General features: G+C 70.1%; 15 protein-coding genes and 1 tRNA gene. 11 read left to right on the top strand and 5 right to left on the bottom strand.

Translation table 11 applies throughout. From position 1 onward, the window contains the following. Positions 1–23: 23 nt before the first annotated feature. From desA to ABZ937_RS10175, 4 genes are read left to right on the top strand one after another with little or no spacing between them, the layout of a single operon-like run. Positions 24–1,466 (top strand): lysine decarboxylase DesA, encoded by a 1,443-nt coding sequence (desA, locus tag ABZ937_RS10190; protein WP_361688428.1) that lies wholly within the window; start codon positions 24–26, stop codon positions 1,464–1,466. After that, positions 1,450–2,727, top strand: coding sequence for a SidA/IucD/PvdA family monooxygenase (locus ABZ937_RS10185; RefSeq protein WP_361688425.1), 1,278 nt, complete (start codon positions 1,450–1,452; stop codon positions 2,725–2,727). Before desA ends, ABZ937_RS10185 begins: the two co-directional genes overlap by 17 nt. After that, on the top strand, positions 2,724–3,248 hold the full coding sequence (locus ABZ937_RS10180; RefSeq protein WP_361688422.1) for a GNAT family N-acetyltransferase: 525 nt from the start codon (positions 2,724–2,726) through the stop codon (positions 3,246–3,248). Before ABZ937_RS10185 ends, ABZ937_RS10180 begins: the two co-directional genes overlap by 4 nt. Next, a complete protein-coding gene (locus ABZ937_RS10175) occupies positions 3,245–5,014 on the top strand; it encodes an IucA/IucC family siderophore biosynthesis protein (RefSeq protein ID WP_361688419.1) in 1,770 nt (589 codons plus the stop codon). The genes ABZ937_RS10180 and ABZ937_RS10175 overlap by 4 nt, the downstream gene beginning before the upstream one ends. 62 nt (positions 5,015–5,076) lie before the next feature. On the opposite strand, the gene ABZ937_RS10170 is transcribed toward ABZ937_RS10175, so the two are convergent. After that, a complete protein-coding gene (locus ABZ937_RS10170; protein WP_361688416.1) occupies positions 5,077–6,678 on the bottom strand; it encodes a beta-N-acetylhexosaminidase in 1,602 nt (533 codons plus the stop codon). A gap of 79 nt (positions 6,679–6,757) precedes the next feature. On the opposite strand from ABZ937_RS10170, the gene ABZ937_RS10165 reads away from it, so the two are divergent. After that, positions 6,758–7,630, top strand: coding sequence for a DUF4429 domain-containing protein (locus tag ABZ937_RS10165; RefSeq protein WP_361688414.1), 873 nt, complete (start codon positions 6,758–6,760; stop codon positions 7,628–7,630). Positions 7,631–7,663: 33 nt separating this feature from the next. Here ABZ937_RS10165 and ABZ937_RS10160 read toward each other — a convergent pair whose 3' ends face one another. Then, on the bottom strand, positions 7,664–9,229 hold the full coding sequence (locus ABZ937_RS10160; RefSeq protein ID WP_361688411.1) for a metallophosphoesterase family protein: 1,566 nt from the start codon (positions 9,227–9,229) through the stop codon (positions 7,664–7,666). Positions 9,230–9,394: 165 nt separating this feature from the next. On the opposite strand from ABZ937_RS10160, the gene ABZ937_RS10155 reads away from it, so the two are divergent. Together ABZ937_RS10155 and glmS are read left to right on the top strand one after the other, a co-directional pair. Continuing rightward, complete coding sequence (locus tag ABZ937_RS10155; RefSeq protein WP_361688408.1) at positions 9,395–9,652, top strand: hypothetical protein; 258 nt, start codon at positions 9,395–9,397, stop codon at positions 9,650–9,652. A 26-nt stretch (positions 9,653–9,678) separates the two neighbouring features. Further along, positions 9,679–11,496 carry a glutamine--fructose-6-phosphate transaminase (isomerizing) gene (gene glmS, locus ABZ937_RS10150; protein WP_361688405.1) on the top strand — a complete coding sequence of 606 codons (1,818 nt, stop codon included), beginning with the start codon at positions 9,679–9,681 and terminating at the stop codon, positions 11,494–11,496. A gap of 74 nt (positions 11,497–11,570) precedes the next feature. On the opposite strand, the gene ABZ937_RS10145 is transcribed toward glmS, so the two are convergent. Both ABZ937_RS10145 and ABZ937_RS10140 read right to left on the bottom strand, forming a co-directional pair. Beyond that, complete coding sequence (locus ABZ937_RS10145; RefSeq protein WP_361688402.1) at positions 11,571–12,125, bottom strand: hypothetical protein; 555 nt, start codon at positions 12,123–12,125, stop codon at positions 11,571–11,573. A gap of 126 nt (positions 12,126–12,251) precedes the next feature. Next, on the bottom strand, positions 12,252–12,779 hold the full coding sequence (locus ABZ937_RS10140; protein ID WP_361688398.1) for a universal stress protein: 528 nt from the start codon (positions 12,777–12,779) through the stop codon (positions 12,252–12,254). A 318-nt stretch (positions 12,780–13,097) separates the two neighbouring features. On the opposite strand from ABZ937_RS10140, the gene ABZ937_RS10135 reads away from it, so the two are divergent. The 4 genes from ABZ937_RS10135 (at position 13,098) to ABZ937_RS10120 (ending at position 15,887) form a co-directional block, all read left to right on the top strand. Continuing rightward, positions 13,098–13,367: a hypothetical protein gene (locus tag ABZ937_RS10135; protein WP_361688395.1), complete on the top strand. Its 270-nt coding sequence runs from the start codon at positions 13,098–13,100 to the stop codon at positions 13,365–13,367. Between the two features lie 379 nt (positions 13,368–13,746). Further along, entirely contained in the window at positions 13,747–14,970 is a 1,224-nt protein-coding gene (locus tag ABZ937_RS10130; RefSeq protein ID WP_361688392.1) for a helix-turn-helix domain-containing protein, read from the top strand. Positions 14,971–15,082: 112 nt separating this feature from the next. Next, positions 15,083–15,685: an oligoribonuclease gene (orn, locus tag ABZ937_RS10125; RefSeq protein ID WP_361688389.1), complete on the top strand. Its 603-nt coding sequence runs from the start codon at positions 15,083–15,085 to the stop codon at positions 15,683–15,685. A gap of 129 nt (positions 15,686–15,814) precedes the next feature. After that, positions 15,815–15,887, top strand: a tRNA-His gene (locus ABZ937_RS10120). 94 nt (positions 15,888–15,981) lie between these two features. Here the strand turns inward: ABZ937_RS10120 and ABZ937_RS10115 are convergent. After that, positions 15,982–17,037 (bottom strand): LacI family DNA-binding transcriptional regulator, encoded by a 1,056-nt coding sequence (locus tag ABZ937_RS10115; protein ID WP_361688386.1) that lies wholly within the window; start codon positions 17,035–17,037, stop codon positions 15,982–15,984. Between the last annotated feature and the right edge of the window lie 307 nt (positions 17,038–17,344).

Raw genomic sequence — 17,344 nt, 5'->3', positions numbered from 1 at the left:
CCGTCCCCTCGGAGGACCCCCACATGCGCTCGCACCTGCTCAATGGCCTCACCGCGGAGCACTACCGCCGCTCCGTGACCGAAGGAGTCGAGCGGGTGGCGGCCAAACTCGCCACCACCGACCGTCCGTTCACCGGCGTCACCGTGGACGCCCTCGCCCCCGTCATCGACGCGATCGACCTCGACCGTCCGCTGGGCGACACCGGCGCCGTCCTGGACGAACTGGAGGACGTCTACCTGCGGGACGCGGTCTACTTCCACCACCCCCGCTACCTCGCCCACCTCAACTGCCCGGTCGTCATCCCGGCGGTGCTCGGCGAGGCCGTGCTCTCCGCGGTCAACTCCTCGCTGGACACCTGGGACCAGTCGGCCGGCGGCACCCTCATCGAGCGCAAGCTCATCGACTGGACGGCCGCGCGCATCGGCCTCGGCGAGAACGCCGACGGTGTCTTCACCTCGGGCGGCACGCAGTCCAACCTCCAGGCGCTGCTGCTGGCGAGGGAGGAGGCCAAGAGCGACGACCTCGCGAAACTGCGCATCCTCGCCTCCGAGGTGAGCCACTTCAGCGTCAAGAAGTCCGCGAAACTGCTGGGCCTCGGGCAGGACGCCGTGATCGCGGTGCCCGTCGGCCACGACAAGCGCATGCAGACCGTCGCCCTCGCCCACGAGCTGGAGCGCTGCGCCAAGGACGGCCTGGTCCCGATGGCCGTCGTCGCCACCGCCGGCACCACCGACTTCGGCTCCATCGATCCGCTGCCGGAGATCGCCGGGCTGTGCGCCCAGTACGGCGTCTGGATGCACGTCGACGCGGCCTACGGCTGCGGGCTGCTCGCCTCCCTGAAGTACCGGGACCGCATCGACGGCATCGAGCGCGCCGACTCCGTCACCGTCGACTACCACAAGTCCTTCTTCCAGCCGGTCAGTTCCTCCGCCGTGCTGGTCCGGGACGCGTCCACCCTGCGGCACGCCACCTACCACGCGGAGTACCTCAACCCGCGCCGCATGGTGCAGGAACGTATCCCCAATCAGGTGGACAAGTCCCTCCAGACCACCCGCCGCTTCGACGCCCTCAAGCTGTGGATGACCCTGCGCACGATGGGCGCCGACGGCATCGGGCAGCTCTTCGACGAGGTCTGCGACCTCGCGCAGGAGGGGTGGGAGCTGCTCGCCGCCGATCCCCGCTACGACGTCGTCGTCCGGCCCACCCTGTCCACCCTCGTCTTCCGCTACATCCCGGCGGCCGTCACCGACCCCGCCGAGATCGACCGGGCCAACCTCTACGCCCGCAAGGCCCTGTTCGCCTCCGGCGACGCCGTGGTCGCGGGCACGAAGGTGGCCGGCCGCCACTACCTGAAGTTCACCCTGCTCAACCCCGAGACCCGGGCGGCCGACATCGCCGCCGTCCTCGATCTGATCGCCGGCCACGCCGAGCAGTACCTGGGAGAGTCCCTTGACCGCGCGTCCTGAAGCCCACAGCACGACCTACGACTTCGTGGGGATCGGGCTCGGCCCCTTCAACCTCGGCCTCGCCTGCCTCACCGAGCCGATCGCCGGGCTGGACGGTGTCTTCCTGGAGTCCAAGCCCGACTTCGAGTGGCACGCCGGCATGTTCCTGGACGGCGCCCACCTCCAGACCCCGTTCCTGTCGGACCTGGTCACCCTCGCCGACCCGACCTCGCCGTACTCCTTCCTGAACTACCTGAAGGAGAAGGGCAGGCTGTACTCGTTCTACATCCGCGAGAACTTCTACCCGCTGCGCGTCGAGTACGACGACTACTGCCGCTGGGCCGCGAACCAGCTGAGCAGCGTCCGCTTCCGTACGACGGTGACCGAGGTGACGTACGAGGACGAGCACTACCTCGTGCACACCGACGCCGGTGACGTGTACCGCGCCCGGCACCTGGTGCTGGGCACCGGCACCCCGCCGCACATCCCCGAGGCCTGCCGGGGTCTGGGCGGCGACTTCCTCCACAACTCCCGCTACGTGCAGCACAGAAGCGAGTTGGTGAAGAAGGAGTCGATCACCCTCGTCGGCTCCGGACAGTCCGCCGCCGAGATCTACTACGACCTCCTCAGCGAGATCGACGTCCACGGCTACCGGCTGAACTGGGTGACCCGCTCCCCGCGCTTCTTCCCCCTCGAATACACCAAGCTCACGCTGGAGATGACCTCCCCGGAGTACATCGACTACTACCGCGAGCTTCCCGAGGCCACCCGCTACCGCCTCACGGCCGAGCAGAAGGGCCTGTTCAAGGGGATCGACGGCGACCTGATCAACGAGATCTTCGACCTGCTCTACCAGAAGAACCTCGGCGGCCCGGTCCCGACCCGGCTGCTCACCAACTCCTCGCTCACCGGCGCCCGGCACGAGAACGGCACGTACACCCTCTCCTTCCGCCAGGAGGAGCAGGAGAAGGACTTCGAGATCGAGTCGCAGGGCCTGGTCCTGGCGACCGGCTACCGGTACGCCGAGCCGGAGTTCCTGAGCCCCGTCAAGGACCGCCTGCGCTACGACTCGCACGGCAATTTCGACGTCGCCCGCAACTACTCCATCGACACCACCGGCCGAGGCGTCTTCCTCCAGAACGCCGGGGTGCATACCCACAGCATCACCAGCCCCGACCTGGGCATGGGCGCGTACCGCAACAGCTGCATCATCCGAGAGCTGCTCGGCACCGAGTACTACCCGGTCGAGAAGACCATCGCGTTCCAGGAGTTCGCCGTATGACCTTCACCTTCCGTCCCCTCGACCCGCTGAAGGACGCCGAGCTGCTCCACTCCTGGGTCACCCATCCGAAGGCGGCCTTCTGGATGATGCAGGACGCGAAACCGGAGGACGTCGAGCGCGCCTACATGGAGATCGCGGCGGACGAGCACCACCACGCGCTGCTCGGCCTGCGCGACGGACGCCCCGCCTTCCTCATGGAGCACTACGACCCCGCCCACCGGGAGCTGGTCGGGCTGTACGAGCCGCGGCCCGGGGACATCGGCATGCACTTCCTGACCCCGGCCACCGACACTCCCGAGCACGGGTTCACCAGGGCCGTCATCACCGCCGTGATGGCCCGTCTCTTCGAGGATCCGGCCGTGGCACGCGTCGTCGTCGAGCCGGACGTGAGCAACAAGGCCGTGCACGCCCTGAACGAGGCCGTCGGCTTCGTGGCCGAAGGGGAGATCGACAAGCCGGAGAAGCGGGCCCTGCTGAGTTTCTGCACCCGCGAGCAGTTCGAGAAGGCGGTGACCGCATGACCCTCGCCGACGCCGTGGCCCATCTGTCCCCCGAGCGCTGGGCGGCCGCCAACCGGCAGCTGCTGCGCAAGGCGCTGGCCGAGTTCGCCCACGAGCGCCTGATCACGCCCGAGGAGGACGGCGGACAGTACGTCGTCCGCAGCGACGACGGGCTCACCTCCTACCGGTTCAGCGCCGTACGCCGGGCCCTGGACCACTGGCAGATCGACCCCGACTCGATCGCCCGGCACCGCGACGGCCGCGAACTCCCGCTGGCCGCGCTGGACTTCTTCATCGAGCTGAAGGAGTCCCTGGGACTGAGCGACGAGATCCTGCCGGTCTACCTGGAGGAGATCTCCTCCACCCTCTCGGGCACCTGCTACAAGCTCACCAAGCCCCTGATCACCTCGGCCGAGCTGGCCGCGAGCGGCTTCCAGGCGATCGAGACCGGGATGACCGAGGGGCACCCGTGCTTCGTCGCGAACAACGGGCGGCTCGGGTTCGGCGTCCACGAGTACCTGTCGTACGCGCCCGAGACGGCGAGCCCGGTCCGGCTGGTGTGGCTGGCCGCGCACCGCTCCCGGGCCGCGTTCACGGCGGGCGTGGGGATCGAGTACGAGTCCTTCCTGCGGGACGAGCTGGGCGAGAGGACGGTCGAGCGGTTCCGTGCCGCCCTCACCGAGCAGGGCCTGGACCCCGCCGACTATCTGTTCATCCCGGTCCACCCCTGGCAGTGGTGGAACAAGCTCAGCGTCACGTTCGCCGCCGAGGTGGCCCGGGGTCACCTCGTCTGCCTCGGCGAGGGCGACGACGAGTACCTGGCCCAGCAGTCGATCCGGACCTTCTTCAACACCAGCAACCCGCACAAGCACTATGTGAAGACGGCCCTGTCCGTCCTCAACATGGGCTTCATGCGCGGTCTGTCGGCCGCCTACATGGAGGCGACCCCGGCCATCAACGACTGGCTGGCCCAGCTGATCGAGAGCGACCCGGTGCTGAAGTCGACCGGCCTCACGATCATCCGGGAACGGGCCGCCGTCGGCTACCGGCACCTGGAGTACGAGCAGGCCACCGACCGGTACTCGCCGTACCGCAAGATGCTGGCCGCGCTGTGGCGGGAGAGCCCGGTGCCCTCGCTGGGCGACGGCGAGTCCCTCGCGACCATGGCCTCCCTGCTGCACGTGGACCACCGGGGCGCCTCCTTCGCCGGCGCGCTGATCGAGCGGTCGGGCCTGACCCCGACGGAGTGGCTGCGGCGGTACCTGCGGGCCTACTACACCCCGCTGCTGCACAGCTTCTACGCCTACGACCTGGTGTTCATGCCGCACGGCGAGAACGTCATCCTGGTGCTGGAGGACGGCGTGGTGCGGCGGGCGGTCTACAAGGACATCGCCGAGGAGATCGCCGTCATGGACCCGGACGCGGCCCTGCCGCCCGAGGTCCGGCGGATCCGCGTCGAGGTGCCCGAGGACACGAAGCTGCTGTCCGTCTTCACGGACGTCTTCGACTGCTTCTTCCGCTTCCTCGCCGCCCACCTCGCCGCCGAGGGCGTCCTGACGGAGGACGACTTCTGGCGCACGGTCGCGGAGATCACCCGCGAGTACCAGGAGGCGAACCCCGAACTGGCCGACAGGTTCCGCCAGTACGACATGTTCGCCCCCGAGTTCGCGCTGTCCTGCCTCAACCGGCTCCAGCTGCGTGACAACAGGCAGATGGTGGACCTCGCCGATCCGTCCGGCGCACTCCAGCTGGTCGGCACCCTGAGGAACCCGATCGCCGGGTTCTGACGGCGGCACGGACGGGCGGGCACCCCGGAGTACGGTCCTTCGGGGTGCCCGCCGTCCCGCGGTCAGCGTGCCGGCCAGGGCACCTGCGGCGACCGGTAGTAGTGGATGCCGAGGGCGTCCCAGCGCGGGCCCTGCGCGGCCAGCCGCACCTTGTAGGCGTTCCAGCTGTGCGTGGCCGCCGGGGACCAGCCCAGCTCGGCCGCGCCGGCGAGCCGCGGGAACGCCATGTACTCGATGTCGGCGGACTTCTTCACGGTCTCCGACCACAGGGGCGCCTCGACGCCCCGGACCGCCGAGGCCGGAACCCCGGCGAGGTAGGCGCCCGGATTCCAGTCGTAGGACCGTTTCACCTCCACCAGGCCGGCCCACTTGGTGCCGAGTCTGGTGTCGTTCGTGTACTTCATGTCCAGGTAGACCCGGTCGGCCGGGGACAGGATCAGCTCGGTGCCGCTGCGCGCCGCCTCGGCCACCTGGGCCTTCTCCGCCGCGCTGGTGCCGTCCAGGCCCCAGTACTGGGCGAGGGCGCCCTGGGCCGGGTGGGCGCCGGTGAGCTGGTGCCAGCCGATGACCGTCTTGCCGTACCGGGCGACGACCGGCTGCACGCGGTCCATGAACGTCACGTAGTCGGCGTGGCTGGTGGAGTGCGCCTCGTCGCCGCCGATGTGCAGATAGCGGCCCGGGGTGAGGGCGGCCAGCTCCCGCACGACGTCGTCCACGAAGTCGTAGGTGACCTCCTTGGGCACGCACAGCGAGCTGAAGCCCACCTGGGTGCCGGTGTACAGCGGGGGCGCCACGCCGTCGCAGTTGAGCTGCGCGTAGGAGGCGAGGGCGGCGTTGGTGTGGCCCGGCATGTCGATCTCGGGCACGACCTCCAGGTAGCGGGAGGCGGCGTACCGGACGATCTCCCGGTAGTCGGCCTGGGTGTAGTGGCCGCCCCGGCCGCCGCCGACCTGGGTGGAGCCGCCGTAGGAGGCGAGCCGCGGCCAGGAGTCGATCGCGATGCGCCAGCCCTGGTCGTCGCTGAGGTGCAGATGCAGCTCATTGATCTTGTAGAGGGCCAGCTGGTCGATGTAGCGCTTGACCTGGGCGACGGTGAAGTAGTGCCGGGACACGTCCAGCATGGCGCCCCGGTAGGCGTATCGGGGGCGGTCCTGCACGGTGCCGCCGGCGATCTGCCAGGGGCCGCGCTGGACGGTCTTCTTCTCGACGGCCGCCGGGAGCAGCTGGCGCAGCGTCTGCACACCGTGGAAGAGCCCGGCGGGCGTGCGCGCGGTGAGGGTCACGCCGGCGGCGGTGCTGCGCAGCCGGTAGCCCTCGGCGCCGAAGTCACCGTCGGCCAGGGTGAGCCGGATGCCGCCGGTGCCGTGGTCGGTGACCGGCAGCGGGTAGCCGGTGGCGGGGCGCAGCAGGCCGGCGAGGTAGGTGCCGATGTCGCGGACCTCGGCGGAGCCGTCGACGCGGACGGCGGTCGTGCGGGTGATGCGGTAGGGCGTCCCGCCCGGCGAGACCGAGGCGGGTGCCGGGATCACGCGGCTCAGCGGGGCCGGGGCGGCGGCGCGCGCCTCGGGGGCCGCGCCGAGGGCGGAGACACCGGCCGCCGCGAGCAGCAGCAGCGAACCGAGGACGCGGGGTGTTCGGGGAGTGGTGCTGTGGTTCCGTCTCACGAGCGCTCCCTTCGGATGTGATCGACCGTCAGATCTGGTCGGGACCACTGTCCCGCAGATCGGGTGGAACAATCCCCGCATGGCGGAAATCATCCAGAAGGACGGCACCTGGGCCTTCGACGGCGACGCCGTGCGCATCACCCCGAGCCGGGACAAGAACGTGGGTCTGCTCCGCCGCGAGCTGGGCGAACTCGTCGTACCGCTGGGCGCGTTGGCGGGTGTCTCCTTCGAGCAGGGCCGGAAGTCGGGGCGGCTCAGGCTGCGGCTGCGCGACGGCGCCGACCCGCTGCTGCAGGCCACGGGCGGCCGGCTCGCCGAGGCGCAGGACCCGTACCAGCTGGCCGTGGAGTCCGACCGGTACGGCGTCGCCGAGTACGTCGCGGACGAGCTGCGCAACGCCCTGCTGCTGGACGGCGTCTCACCGGACCCGGTCGACGGGTACCTGCTGCCGGGCCCGTCGCTGCCGGTGTCCGCCTCGGCCGGGGACGGCACGGCGAGCTTCGACGGGGAGCGGGTGCGGCTGGAGTGGAACTGGAAGACGGAGGAGGCCAAGGCCTCCGCCGGGCCCCGCACGATCCCCCTGGCGGATGTGACCGGCGTGGAGTGGCAGCCGGCGGCCGGCCTGGAGAACGGGCATCTGCGGTTCCTCGTGCGCGGCGCCCCGGCCGCCGCACGCCCGAAGTACGACCCGAACGCCGTCGAGCTGTGGGGCTTCAAGAAGGACCCGCTGATGGCGCTGGTCGCGGCGGCGGTCCAGGCGCGCCTGCCGCACCCCTCGGCGACGGAGCCGGAGGCACGGAAGGACGTGCCCCGGCCGAGCGAGGAGCCGGCCGGGGACGACCATGACGTACTGCTGCGCCGGCTGCGCGAGCTGGGCGGGCTGCACCGCGACGGGGTGCTGACGGACGAGGAGTTCGTCCTGGCCAAGCAGGCGGTCCTCAAACGGCTGTGAGGACCGCCCGCTCCCGACCCGGAGGCGCCGCTGCTACTTGGCCGTGCGGGACACCGTGAAGTGGTCGATGCGGTCGCCGGTCTCGGCGATGCCCGACACCTTCAGCGTGGCCTGGCGGCCCTTCGAGGCGGGCGTGACGTCCACGCGCAGGAAGGAGTAGTTGAGGTAGCGGACCCGGGACCAGGCGACGGTCTCGTTGACCTTGCCGTCCTTGGTGTTGATGAACGAGGCCACGGAGTCGGTCTCGTGCTCGTGCCCCTCGTAGGAGTCCGGGGCGGAGAAGGCGTACAGGCTGCGGCCCGCCGCGCCCGCGGTGACGTAGACCACACCCTCGGTCTCGGGGTAGGCCGTGCCGCCGATCGGCAGCTTCTTGGTGACCTTGTCGCCCTTGATGACGTCGGTGCGCTCGTACTGGTGGTTGTGGCCGTTGATGACCAGGTCCACCGTGTACTTCTCGAACAGCGGCACCCACTCCTGGCGCACGCCCCCTTCCGAGGCGTGCGCGGTGGAGGTGCAGTAGGCGCAGTGATGGAAGAAGACCACGATGAAGTCGACGTCCTTCGACGCCCGGTACCTCTTCAGCTGGCCTTCCAGCCATTTCGTCTGAGTTCCGCCGGATATGCCCAGGTTCGCCGGAATCTCGAAGGAGACGTCGTTGGCGTCGAGCGAGATGACCGCCGTGTTGCCGTAGACGAAGGAGTAGACGCCCGGCAGGTTCTTCTTGTCGGGGCCGTTGTCCGGGAGGTTCCAGCGGGCTTCCTCGCCGCCGTAGCCGTTGGGCGCGTACCAGGCCTCCATGTCGTGGTTGCCGTAGGCCGGCATCCACGGGACCTGCTTGGCGACCGACTCGGTCTGGTACAGGAACTGGTCCCAGGTGCGCGAGTCGAAGCCGGTGTCCGTGGTCTTGCCCGCGCCGGACGGGTCGCCGTAGGCGATGTCACCGGCGTGCAGGTGGAAGGCCGGGTTCTGGCCCAGGATCAGGGCGTTGTTGGCCAGGCCGTGGTAGCCGACGCCCTCGTCGCCGAAGGCGGTGAAGGTGAACGGCGCCTTGTGGGCCGGGGCGGTGGTGAAGGTGCCCACGGTGCCCAGCAGGTGCGGCTCGGCGGGGTCGAAGCCCTGGTGGCCGACGCCGTAGTAGTAGGTCCTGCCGGGGCGCAGGTGGGTCAGCTCGGCATGCAGGTAGTACTGGGTGTGGTCGCCGCTCGCGCCGACACCGGCCGGGGTGTAGAGGGTGCGGACCTCGGCCTCGATCTTCCGCGAGAGGTCCCAGGGGTGGGCGCCGATGCGGATGAACGGCTTCTTCACCGCGACCGGGACCTGCCAGGAGACGGTGACCTCGGTGCGCGGGTCGTTGCCCCAGGCCAGGTGGCGGCCGAACGGGGCGACGAGGGCGCCGTCGACCGACTCGGCGGCGGAGGCGGTCCGCTGGGTCGGCACGGCGGCCCGGGCGGTGGCGCCGGGCACGAAGGCGCCGCCCGTGACGGCGCCCAGCGTGACGGCACCGCCCCTGATCATGGTGCGCCGCGAGAACCTGGCGCGCAGGTACTCATGCTGCTCGGCCATGCTCATGCGCTCGGCCAGCTTCTCGGGTACTCCCATACGAGGTATGTCCATGGCGTCTGAAACTCGTGCGTTCGGGCAACGCGACGCAAGACGCAGGATGGACAGATCGCGAACAGAGCGCCATAAGAGTTTCAACAGCCCTCTGCCCGAAATCGGGCACGATTCTTGCGAAAAGAGCGCCGGTACCCCAGGATCTACCGGGTGCACGACGAACTTGTTGATCATCTGACGCGGTCCACGGCCCTGAGCCGGGGCGAGGCGCTGCGGGTGATCCAGGACGTGCTCGCCTACTTCGACGAGACGACACGGGACTTCGTCCGTCGCCGCCACCGCGAGCTGCAGGCCCAGGGCCTGATGAACGCGGAGATCTTCGAACGGATCGAGGCGGACCTGAAATACCGGGCGGTGGCGCCGCCGGAGCTGACGCTCAGGCAGCTGCGCCGCATGGTCTACGGCTGAGACGCCAGACTGAGAGATACCTGTATATGTGCGGAATTGTCGGATACATCGGGAAGCGTGACGTGGCGCCCCTCCTCCTGGAGGGTCTGCAGCGCCTGGAGTACCGCGGCTACGACTCCGCGGGCATCGTCGTCACCTCCCCGAAGACGCCCGGCCTGAAGATGGTCAAGGCCAAGGGCCGGGTGCGCGACCTGGAGGCCAAGGTCCCGGCGCGCTTCAAGGGCACCACCGGTATCGCCCACACCCGCTGGGCCACCCACGGCGCCCCCTCCGACCTGAACGCCCACCCGCACATGTCGGCCGACCAGAAGGTCGCGGTCGTCCACAACGGCATCATCGACAACGCCGCCGACCTGCGCCGCAAGCTGGAGGCCGACGGCGTCGAGTTCCTCTCCGAGACCGACACCGAGGTCCTCGTCCACCTCATCGCCCGCTCCCAGGCCGAGAAGCTGGAGGACAAGGTCCGCGAGACCCTGCGGGTGGTCGAGGGCACCTACGGCATCGCCGTGATGCACGCCGACTTCTCCGACCGCATCGTGGTGGCCCGCAACGGCTCCCCCGTCGTCCTCGGCATCGGCGAGAAGGAGATGTTCGTCGCATCGGACATCGCCGCCCTGGTCGCCCACACCCGGCAGATAGTGACGCTGGACGACGGCGAGATGGCCACCCTCAAGGCCGACGACTTCCGGACGTACACCACCGAGGGCACCCGCACCTCGGCCGAGCCGACCACCGTGGAGTGGGAGGCGGCGTCGTACGACATGGGCGGCCATGACACGTACATGCACAAGGAGATCCACGAGCAGGCCGACGCCGTGGACCGCGTGCTGCGCGGACGCATCGACGACCGGTTCTCCACCGTGCACCTCGGCGGCCTCAACCTGGACGCCCGCGAGGCCCGGCAGATCCGCCGCGTGAAGATCCTGGGCTGCGGCACCTCGTACCACGCGGGCATGATCGGCGCCCAGATGATCGAGGAGCTGGCCCGCATCCCCGCCGACGCCGAGCCGGCCTCCGAGTTCCGCTACCGCAACGCGGTGGTCGACCCCGACACCCTGTACATCGCGGTCTCCCAGTCCGGTGAGACGTACGACGTGCTGGCCGCCGTCCAGGAGCTGAAGCGCAAGGGCGCCCGGGTCCTCGGCGTGGTCAACGTGGTGGGCTCGGCGATCGCCCGCGAGGCGGACGGCGGCATCTACGTGCACGCCGGTCCCGAGGTCTGCGTGGTCTCCACCAAGTGCTTCACCAACACCACGGTCGCCTTCGCCCTCCTCGCCCTGCACCTCGGCCGCACCCGTGACCTCTCGGTCCGTGACGGCAAGCGGATCATCGAGGGCCTGCGCAAGCTGCCCGAGCAGATCACCGAGATCCTCAAGCAGGAGGAGGAGATCAAGCAGCTCGCGGACCAGTACGCCGACGCCCGCTCGATGCTCTTCATCGGCCGCGTCCGGGGCTACCCGGTGGCCCGCGAGGCCTCCCTGAAGCTCAAGGAGGTCTCCTACATCCACGCCGAGGCCTACCCCGCCTCCGAGCTGAAGCACGGCCCGCTGGCCCTCATCGAGCCGGCCCTGCCCACGGTCGCGATCGTCCCCGACGACGACCTGCTGGAGAAGAACCGCGCGGCCCTGGAGGAGATCAAGGCCCGCGAGGGCAAGATCCTGGCGGTGGCCCACCGGCACCAGGAGAAGGCGGACCAGACGATCCTCGTCCCGAAGAACGAGGACGAACTGGACCCGATCCTGATGGGCATCCCGCTCCAGCTCCTGGCCTACCACACGGCAAAGGCCCTGGGCCGGGACATAGACAAGCCGAGGAACCTCGCGAAGTCCGTGACGGTGGAATAAGCGCCCCGAAGGGACAGAACGGACCCCCACATGTGCCACCAAACATGTGGGGGTCCTTCCCATGCCGCTGAAGGTCAGCCGGTGGCCGTCACCCCCCGGCCGGCGGCACGCCGAGGAAGCACCGTCGGCCAGTGCGCGACCGCCGCCGTCGCCGCGTACCACGCCACCGCGCCGGAGGCCACGGCCGCCCAGCCGCCGACCTTCGCGAGAGCGGAACTGTCGGCGAAGGCCGCGACGGCCAGCACCAGCATCGCCAGGAACAGCAGCCCGTGCGTGAGCCGGCCGAGGGTGTCCCCGCCGGCGAGGGTCAGGGTGAGCGCCACGAGGGCGAAGAGGAGCAGGAAGAGCCCGGCCGCGTCGGCGGACCCGTGATCCGCCACGGCCCAGGTGAACCAGAGGGCGCCGAGAGCGACGTACCCCGCACCGGAGGCGCTGTCACGGAGGGCCAGCAGGCCTATGAGGAAGAGGGCGACCCCGCCCACGTAGTGGGCCACGGTCACGGCGTCGGCGGCACCCACGCCGTCGATGACACCGGTCGTACCGAGCCCGAATGCCAACAGGGTGATCGCCAGGGCCAGTCGGCCGACCACCGTAGTGCTCACGCTTCCCGCAGAGACGTCGTTGTCCACGGCGGGCTCCCTTCATGCATGTGCTGTTGCGCGGTGACCGGTATATGCCCTTCACAAAGGCACGAACACCTACTACGCGCGAGTAGCTCACATGTGCACAAAGGGAGTTGACGAGGTGTGAGGTGCTTACGGGATGACGATCACGGGCCGCTGCGCCCGCTTGGCGAGCCGGCCCGCGACGGAGCCGAAGATCCGGCCGACGATGCCGTGCGTGGAGCCGACGACGATCGCGTCCGCCTCGTACTCCCGCCCCACCTCTTCGAGTTCATGGCAGATGTCACCGCCCCGCTCGACCAGGATCCACGGCACCTCGGCCAGATAGTCCGCACACGCCAGCTCGAGCCCCAGGACCTCCGTGCGGTGGTCCGGCACGTCGACGAAGACGGGCGGCTCGCAGCCGGCCCACACGGTCGTGGGCAGCCGGTTGGCGACATGGACGATGATCAGGCCGGAGTGGGAGCGGTGGGCCATGCCGATCGCATAGGCGAGGGCGCGCTCGCTGGAGGTGGAGCCGTCGAAGCCGACGACGACTCCGTGCCGGAAGGCGGGGTCGCAGGAAGGGCGTGACTCGTCCGCCGCCAGGGGATCGGCCGCCGTGGGATCGGCGACCGGCCGCTTGCGGTCCGCGGGTTCGAAGAATTCGTGACCGGCCATGACTGTCTCGGCGTTGTGATCCTTGATCGGGTGGGGGGACGACAGTGTGCGGCGGAGCTGTGTCCGGGAAACATCTTCCCAAGCCCATACCCCCAAGGGTACGGCGGCACGCCTCCTGAGCCCAGATCCCGCGCACGCTCCGTGAGCGGTCCCCCGATGTCCGTAGGGGTTCACCGGAGCATGCACGAGCCGCGCCCGTAACGCAATGGTTGCTGCCCCGTACAGGCGGTTTGCACAGGGTTCACAGATGTGCGGCCGGTGACCGACCGGTCGGACGGACGTTGAACCCCGGTGAGCCACCGCCACAGGGAGTACGAGATGCCCGCACCCCGGTCTTCCAGCGAGCCGCGCTCCGCGCCGGACAGCGCGAGCGACGTGATCCGCTGGGCCGCCTTCAGCTGCGTCCTCGTCCCCGTGGTCCTCGTCTGGTACGGCACCTCGCTGGCCGGCGCCACGGGCGCCGCGCTGGGTCTCGCCGCCGTCACGGCCGTCTGCCGGGTGCTGCTGCGCCGCTCCGAGCGCTGCGCCCGGCGTTGCGCCACGCAAAGAGGCGGACGTCACACCCGGCGACGGACACCGGTCGACTGACCTGTTTCCGCGCCTCCGAACGCTGCTTTTCAGCCAACTTCTGGATATCGACCAGGAGGGGTCCGAACCACCCTCCAACCCCCGTTCCACCTGCACGGAAAGGGTCTACGGGCCGCTGCGCACCCTACGCGGTTTGGCCACTGCGACAAGGCGCACTTCCCTGCACGCCTCGCGAGTGCAACGCTTCGTGATCGAATGCTTCACGCCAAGTTGTCATGTCGACAATGTGCCGCGTGGGGAACTGGACACCGCGCCATCGCGGGAGCCAGTAGATTTCGATCTTGACTGTCTTACGGCGGGGGACTCGTGCAGGACCGAGGGGAAACGTGCAGGAGCGACACAACCGAGGAGCCGCGACCACCGAGGGGGGCTTAGCAGTATGAGCCACGACTCCACTGCCGCGCAGGAGGCCGCGACCCGGAAACTCTCCGGGCGACGGCGCAAGGAGATCGTCGCGGTGCTGCTGTTCAGCGGCGGCCCCATCTTCGAGAGTTCCATTCCGCTGTCGGTGTTCGGGATCGACCGCCAGGACGCCGGCGTGCCGCGCTACCGCCTGTTGGTGTGTGCCGGCGAGGAAGGCCCACTGCGGACCACAGGAGGCCTGGAACTCACCGCACCGCATGGGCTGGAGGCGATCTCACGCGCCGGGACGGTCGTCGTACCGGCCTGGCGTTCGATCACCTCGCCGCCGCCGGAGGAAGCACTCGACGCGCTGCGCCGGGCACACGAGGAAGGCGCCCGCATCGTCGGGCTGTGCACAGGTGCCTTCGTGCTCGCGGCGGCCGGACTGCTGGACGGCCGCCCGGCGACCACCCACTGGATGTACGCACCGACGCTGGCCAAGCGCTATCCGTCGGTGCACGTCGATCCACGGGAGCTGTTCGTCGACGACGGTGACGTACTGACGTCGGCGGGCACGGCGGCCGGGATCGATCTCTGTCTCCACATCGTGCGGACGGACCACGGCAACGAGGCGGCCGGCGCGCTCGCCCGGCGCCTGGTGGTCCCGCCACGCCGGTCGGGAGGCCAGGAGCGCTATCTCGATCGGTCTTTACCCGAGGAGATCGGCGCCGACCCGCTCGCCGAGGTCGTCGCCTGGGCGCTGGAACACCTCCACGAGCAGTTCGACGTGGAGACCCTGGCGGCACGCGCCTACATGAGCCGCCGTACGTTCGACCGCCGGTTCCGCTCGCTGACCGGAAGCGCCCCGCTGCAGTGGCTCATCACACAGCGGGTGCTCCAGGCCCAGCGGCTGCTGGAGACGTCGGACTACTCGGTGGACGAGGTGGCGGGCCGGTGCGGGTTCCGCTCGCCGGTCGCGCTGCGCGGGCACTTCCGCCGCCAGCTCGGCTCGTCCCCCGCCGCCTACCGGGCCGCCTACCGGGCCCGCCGTCCACAGGGCGACAAGCCGGGTGAGGCGGAGCCGGCGATGACGTCGCCCGGCCAGCAGGGCGCACCCGCGGGCCTCGGCGGCCCCGGCCCGGTGGGGGGCCCGCCCCCCGCCCTGCTGCACGAGCACCGGGACGGCGGGGTACCGATGCAGGCCCGCCGCCAGGCGGCCGGCGCGGTGGGACTGCTGCCGGGACCGCGCAGCGGCAGCTGAGCGCGAGAGAGGGGGCGAGCACACGCTCGCCCCCTCTTCCTCCGGTCCGGGCGGCGAGGCCGGCACCGGCACAGGGGGACCCAAAAGCACAGGTCCGCTTTAGGGTGGTCGCATGAACGATCGCATGGTGTGGATCGACTGCGAGATGACTGGCCTCTCGCTGTCCGACGACGCTCTCATCGAGGTGGCCGCCCTCGTCACCGACTCCGAGCTGAACGTACTCGGCGAGGGGGTGGACATCGTCATCCGCCCGCCGGCCCAGGCCCTGGAGACGATGCCGGAAGTGGTGCGTCAGATGCACACCGCGTCCGGGCTGCTCGCCGAGCTGGACGGCGGCACGACCCTGAAGGACGCCGAGGAGCAGGTACTGGCGTATGTGAAGGAGTACGTGAAGGAGCCCGGCAAGGCCCCGCTGTGCGGCAACTCCGTCGGCACCGACCGCGGCTTCCTCCTCCGTGACATGCCGACCCTGGAGGACTGGCTCCACTACCGGATCGTCGACGTCTCCTCGATCAAGGAGCTGGCCCGCCGCTGGTACCCGCGGGCGTACTTCAACAGCCCGGAGAAGAACGGCAACCACCGGGCCCTCGCCGACATCCGCGAGTCGATCGCCGAGCTGCGCTACTACCGCGAGGCCGTGTTCGTGCCGCAGCCCGGCCCGGACTCCGAGACCGCGAAGGCGATCGCCGCCAAGCACGTCCTGCCCGCGCAGTAGCCGCCCGCGCGGGCTCCCCCGGAGCCCGCTCCGCGGCCCGCGCGAAAACATGTGCGCGAGCACCCCTTCGGACCCTGTAGACTTCTTCTCGGCCGGTCGGGGAAACGACAAGTTCCACCACCGGTCATGGTGGGTGTAGCTCAGCTGGTAGAGCACCTGGTTGTGGTCCAGGATGCCGCGGGTTCGAGTCCCGTCACTCACCCTGTGTGATCAGCCGGTGACTCCGTCGCAAGACGGGTCACCGGCTGATTCGTTTTCCGGGCCCGCCCCGGTGCGGGCCCGGCCGGTGGCCGGCGTCAGGACGACGCCCGCACCACCAGTTCCGTCCGCAGGACCGCCTGACGGCGGTCCAGCCCACGGGCCGCGGCCGGGCGGCGGTCGGCGATCTCCGTGAGGAGCAGGTCGATCATCGCGCGGCCCATCTCCTCGATGGGCTGGCGCACGCTGCTGAGCGGCGGGTCCATGTGGCGGGCGATGGCCGAGTCGTCGTAGCCGACCAGGGCCACGTCCTCCGGGATGCGGCGGCCCGCCTCGCGCAGCACCTGCCGGGCGCCGGACGCCATCACGTCCGAGCCGGCGAAGACCGCGTCCAGGTCGGGATGGCGGTCGAGCAGGACCTTCATCGCACGCCGGCCGCCCTCCTCGGTGAAGTCCCCGGGCTCGATCAGGAGGTCGTCCACCGGGTGGCCCGCGTCGCGCAGGGCATCGCGGTAGCCGGCGACACGGCGCTGGGCGCCGTAGACGTCCAGGCGGCCGGTGATGTGCGCGATCCGGTGGCGGCCCCGGCCCAGCAGGTGCTCCACCGCCGAGCGGGCACCGCCGTAGTTGTCCGAGTCCACCGAGGTGAGCGACTCGGCCACCGAGCGCGGGCCGCTGATCACCGCCGGGATCTCCAGCTGGGCCAGGAGGTCGGGCAGCGGGTCGTCGGCGTGGACGGAGACCAGGAGGACGCCGTCGACGCGGTGGGCCGCCAGGTACTGGGCAAGGCGCTGCCGCTCCCGGTCGCTGCCCGCGAAGATCAGCAGCAGCTGCATCTCGGTGTCGGAGAGCGCGGCGCCGACACCCCGCAGCATGTCCGAGAAGTACGGCTCCGCGAAGAAGCGGGTCTCCGGCTCGGGGACGACCAGGGCGATGGCGTCGGTGCGGTTGGCGGCCAGGGCGCGGGCCGCCGTGTTGGGGACGTAGCCGAGTTCGGCGACGGCCGCCTCCACGGCGGCGCGGGTGGCGTCGCTGACCCGGGGCGAGCCGTTGATCACCCGGGAGACCGTGCCCCGTCCGACCCCGGCCCGGGCGGCGACCTCTTCGAGCGTGGGCCGGCCCCCGCTGCGGCCCCGCCCTCCGTGGCTTGCCATGGGCTCCGCCTTTCTCGCCGTGTCCTGTTCTGGCTGGAATCTAACAGTCCTGGCCAGCGTGCCGAGCGGTACCGGGGGCGCCCGAAGGGCAGTTAACAGGCAGATAACTGAACGCTGTTGCCGCTGTCCGCTCCCTTGACACCCCGGCGGGAACCGACGACTCTTCAACTCATCACTTGTGGGAGCGCTCCCACAGTACCTGACACCTACACATCCCGCACGTTCCCCGCCCGAGCCGCAGCGAGTACGAACGGGCCCGATTTCCATGCAGTTGGCCGGGGGGTCGGCACGTCAGGCAACAGGAGGA

The sequence above is a fragment of the Streptomyces sp. NPDC046727 genome, assembly GCF_040645635.1.
Classification (GTDB): Bacteria; Actinomycetota; Actinomycetes; order Streptomycetales; family Streptomycetaceae; genus Streptomyces.
The sequence above is the reverse complement of the archived record's forward strand: the minus strand, read 5'-3'. Positions and strand labels throughout refer to the sequence as shown.

Bases quoted from the DNA above. Each gene is read 5' to 3' on its own strand.
- ABZ937_RS10165 (WP_361688414.1), top strand. From the start codon at position 6,758: ATGGCGGAAATCATCCAGAAGGACGGCACCTGGGCCTTCGACGGCGAC.
- glmS (WP_361688405.1), top strand. From the start codon at position 9,679: ATGTGCGGAATTGTCGGATACATCGGGAAGCGTGACGTGGCGCCCCTC.
- ABZ937_RS10180 (WP_361688422.1), top strand. From the start codon at position 2,724: ATGACCTTCACCTTCCGTCCCCTCGACCCGCTGAAGGACGCCGAGCTG.
- ABZ937_RS10130 (WP_361688392.1), top strand. From the start codon at position 13,747: ATGAGCCACGACTCCACTGCCGCGCAGGAGGCCGCGACCCGGAAACTC.
- orn (WP_361688389.1), top strand. From the start codon at position 15,083: ATGAACGATCGCATGGTGTGGATCGACTGCGAGATGACTGGCCTCTCG.
- ABZ937_RS10115 (WP_361688386.1), bottom strand. From the start codon at position 17,037: ATGGCAAGCCACGGAGGGCGGGGCCGCAGCGGGGGCCGGCCCACGCTC.
- ABZ937_RS10135 (WP_361688395.1), top strand. From the start codon at position 13,098: ATGCCCGCACCCCGGTCTTCCAGCGAGCCGCGCTCCGCGCCGGACAGC.
- desA (WP_361688428.1), top strand. From the start codon at position 24: ATGCGCTCGCACCTGCTCAATGGCCTCACCGCGGAGCACTACCGCCGC.
- ABZ937_RS10160 (WP_361688411.1), bottom strand. From the start codon at position 9,229: ATGGGAGTACCCGAGAAGCTGGCCGAGCGCATGAGCATGGCCGAGCAG.
- ABZ937_RS10175 (WP_361688419.1), top strand. From the start codon at position 3,245: ATGACCCTCGCCGACGCCGTGGCCCATCTGTCCCCCGAGCGCTGGGCG.
- ABZ937_RS10140 (WP_361688398.1), bottom strand. From the start codon at position 12,779: ATGGCCGGTCACGAATTCTTCGAACCCGCGGACCGCAAGCGGCCGGTC.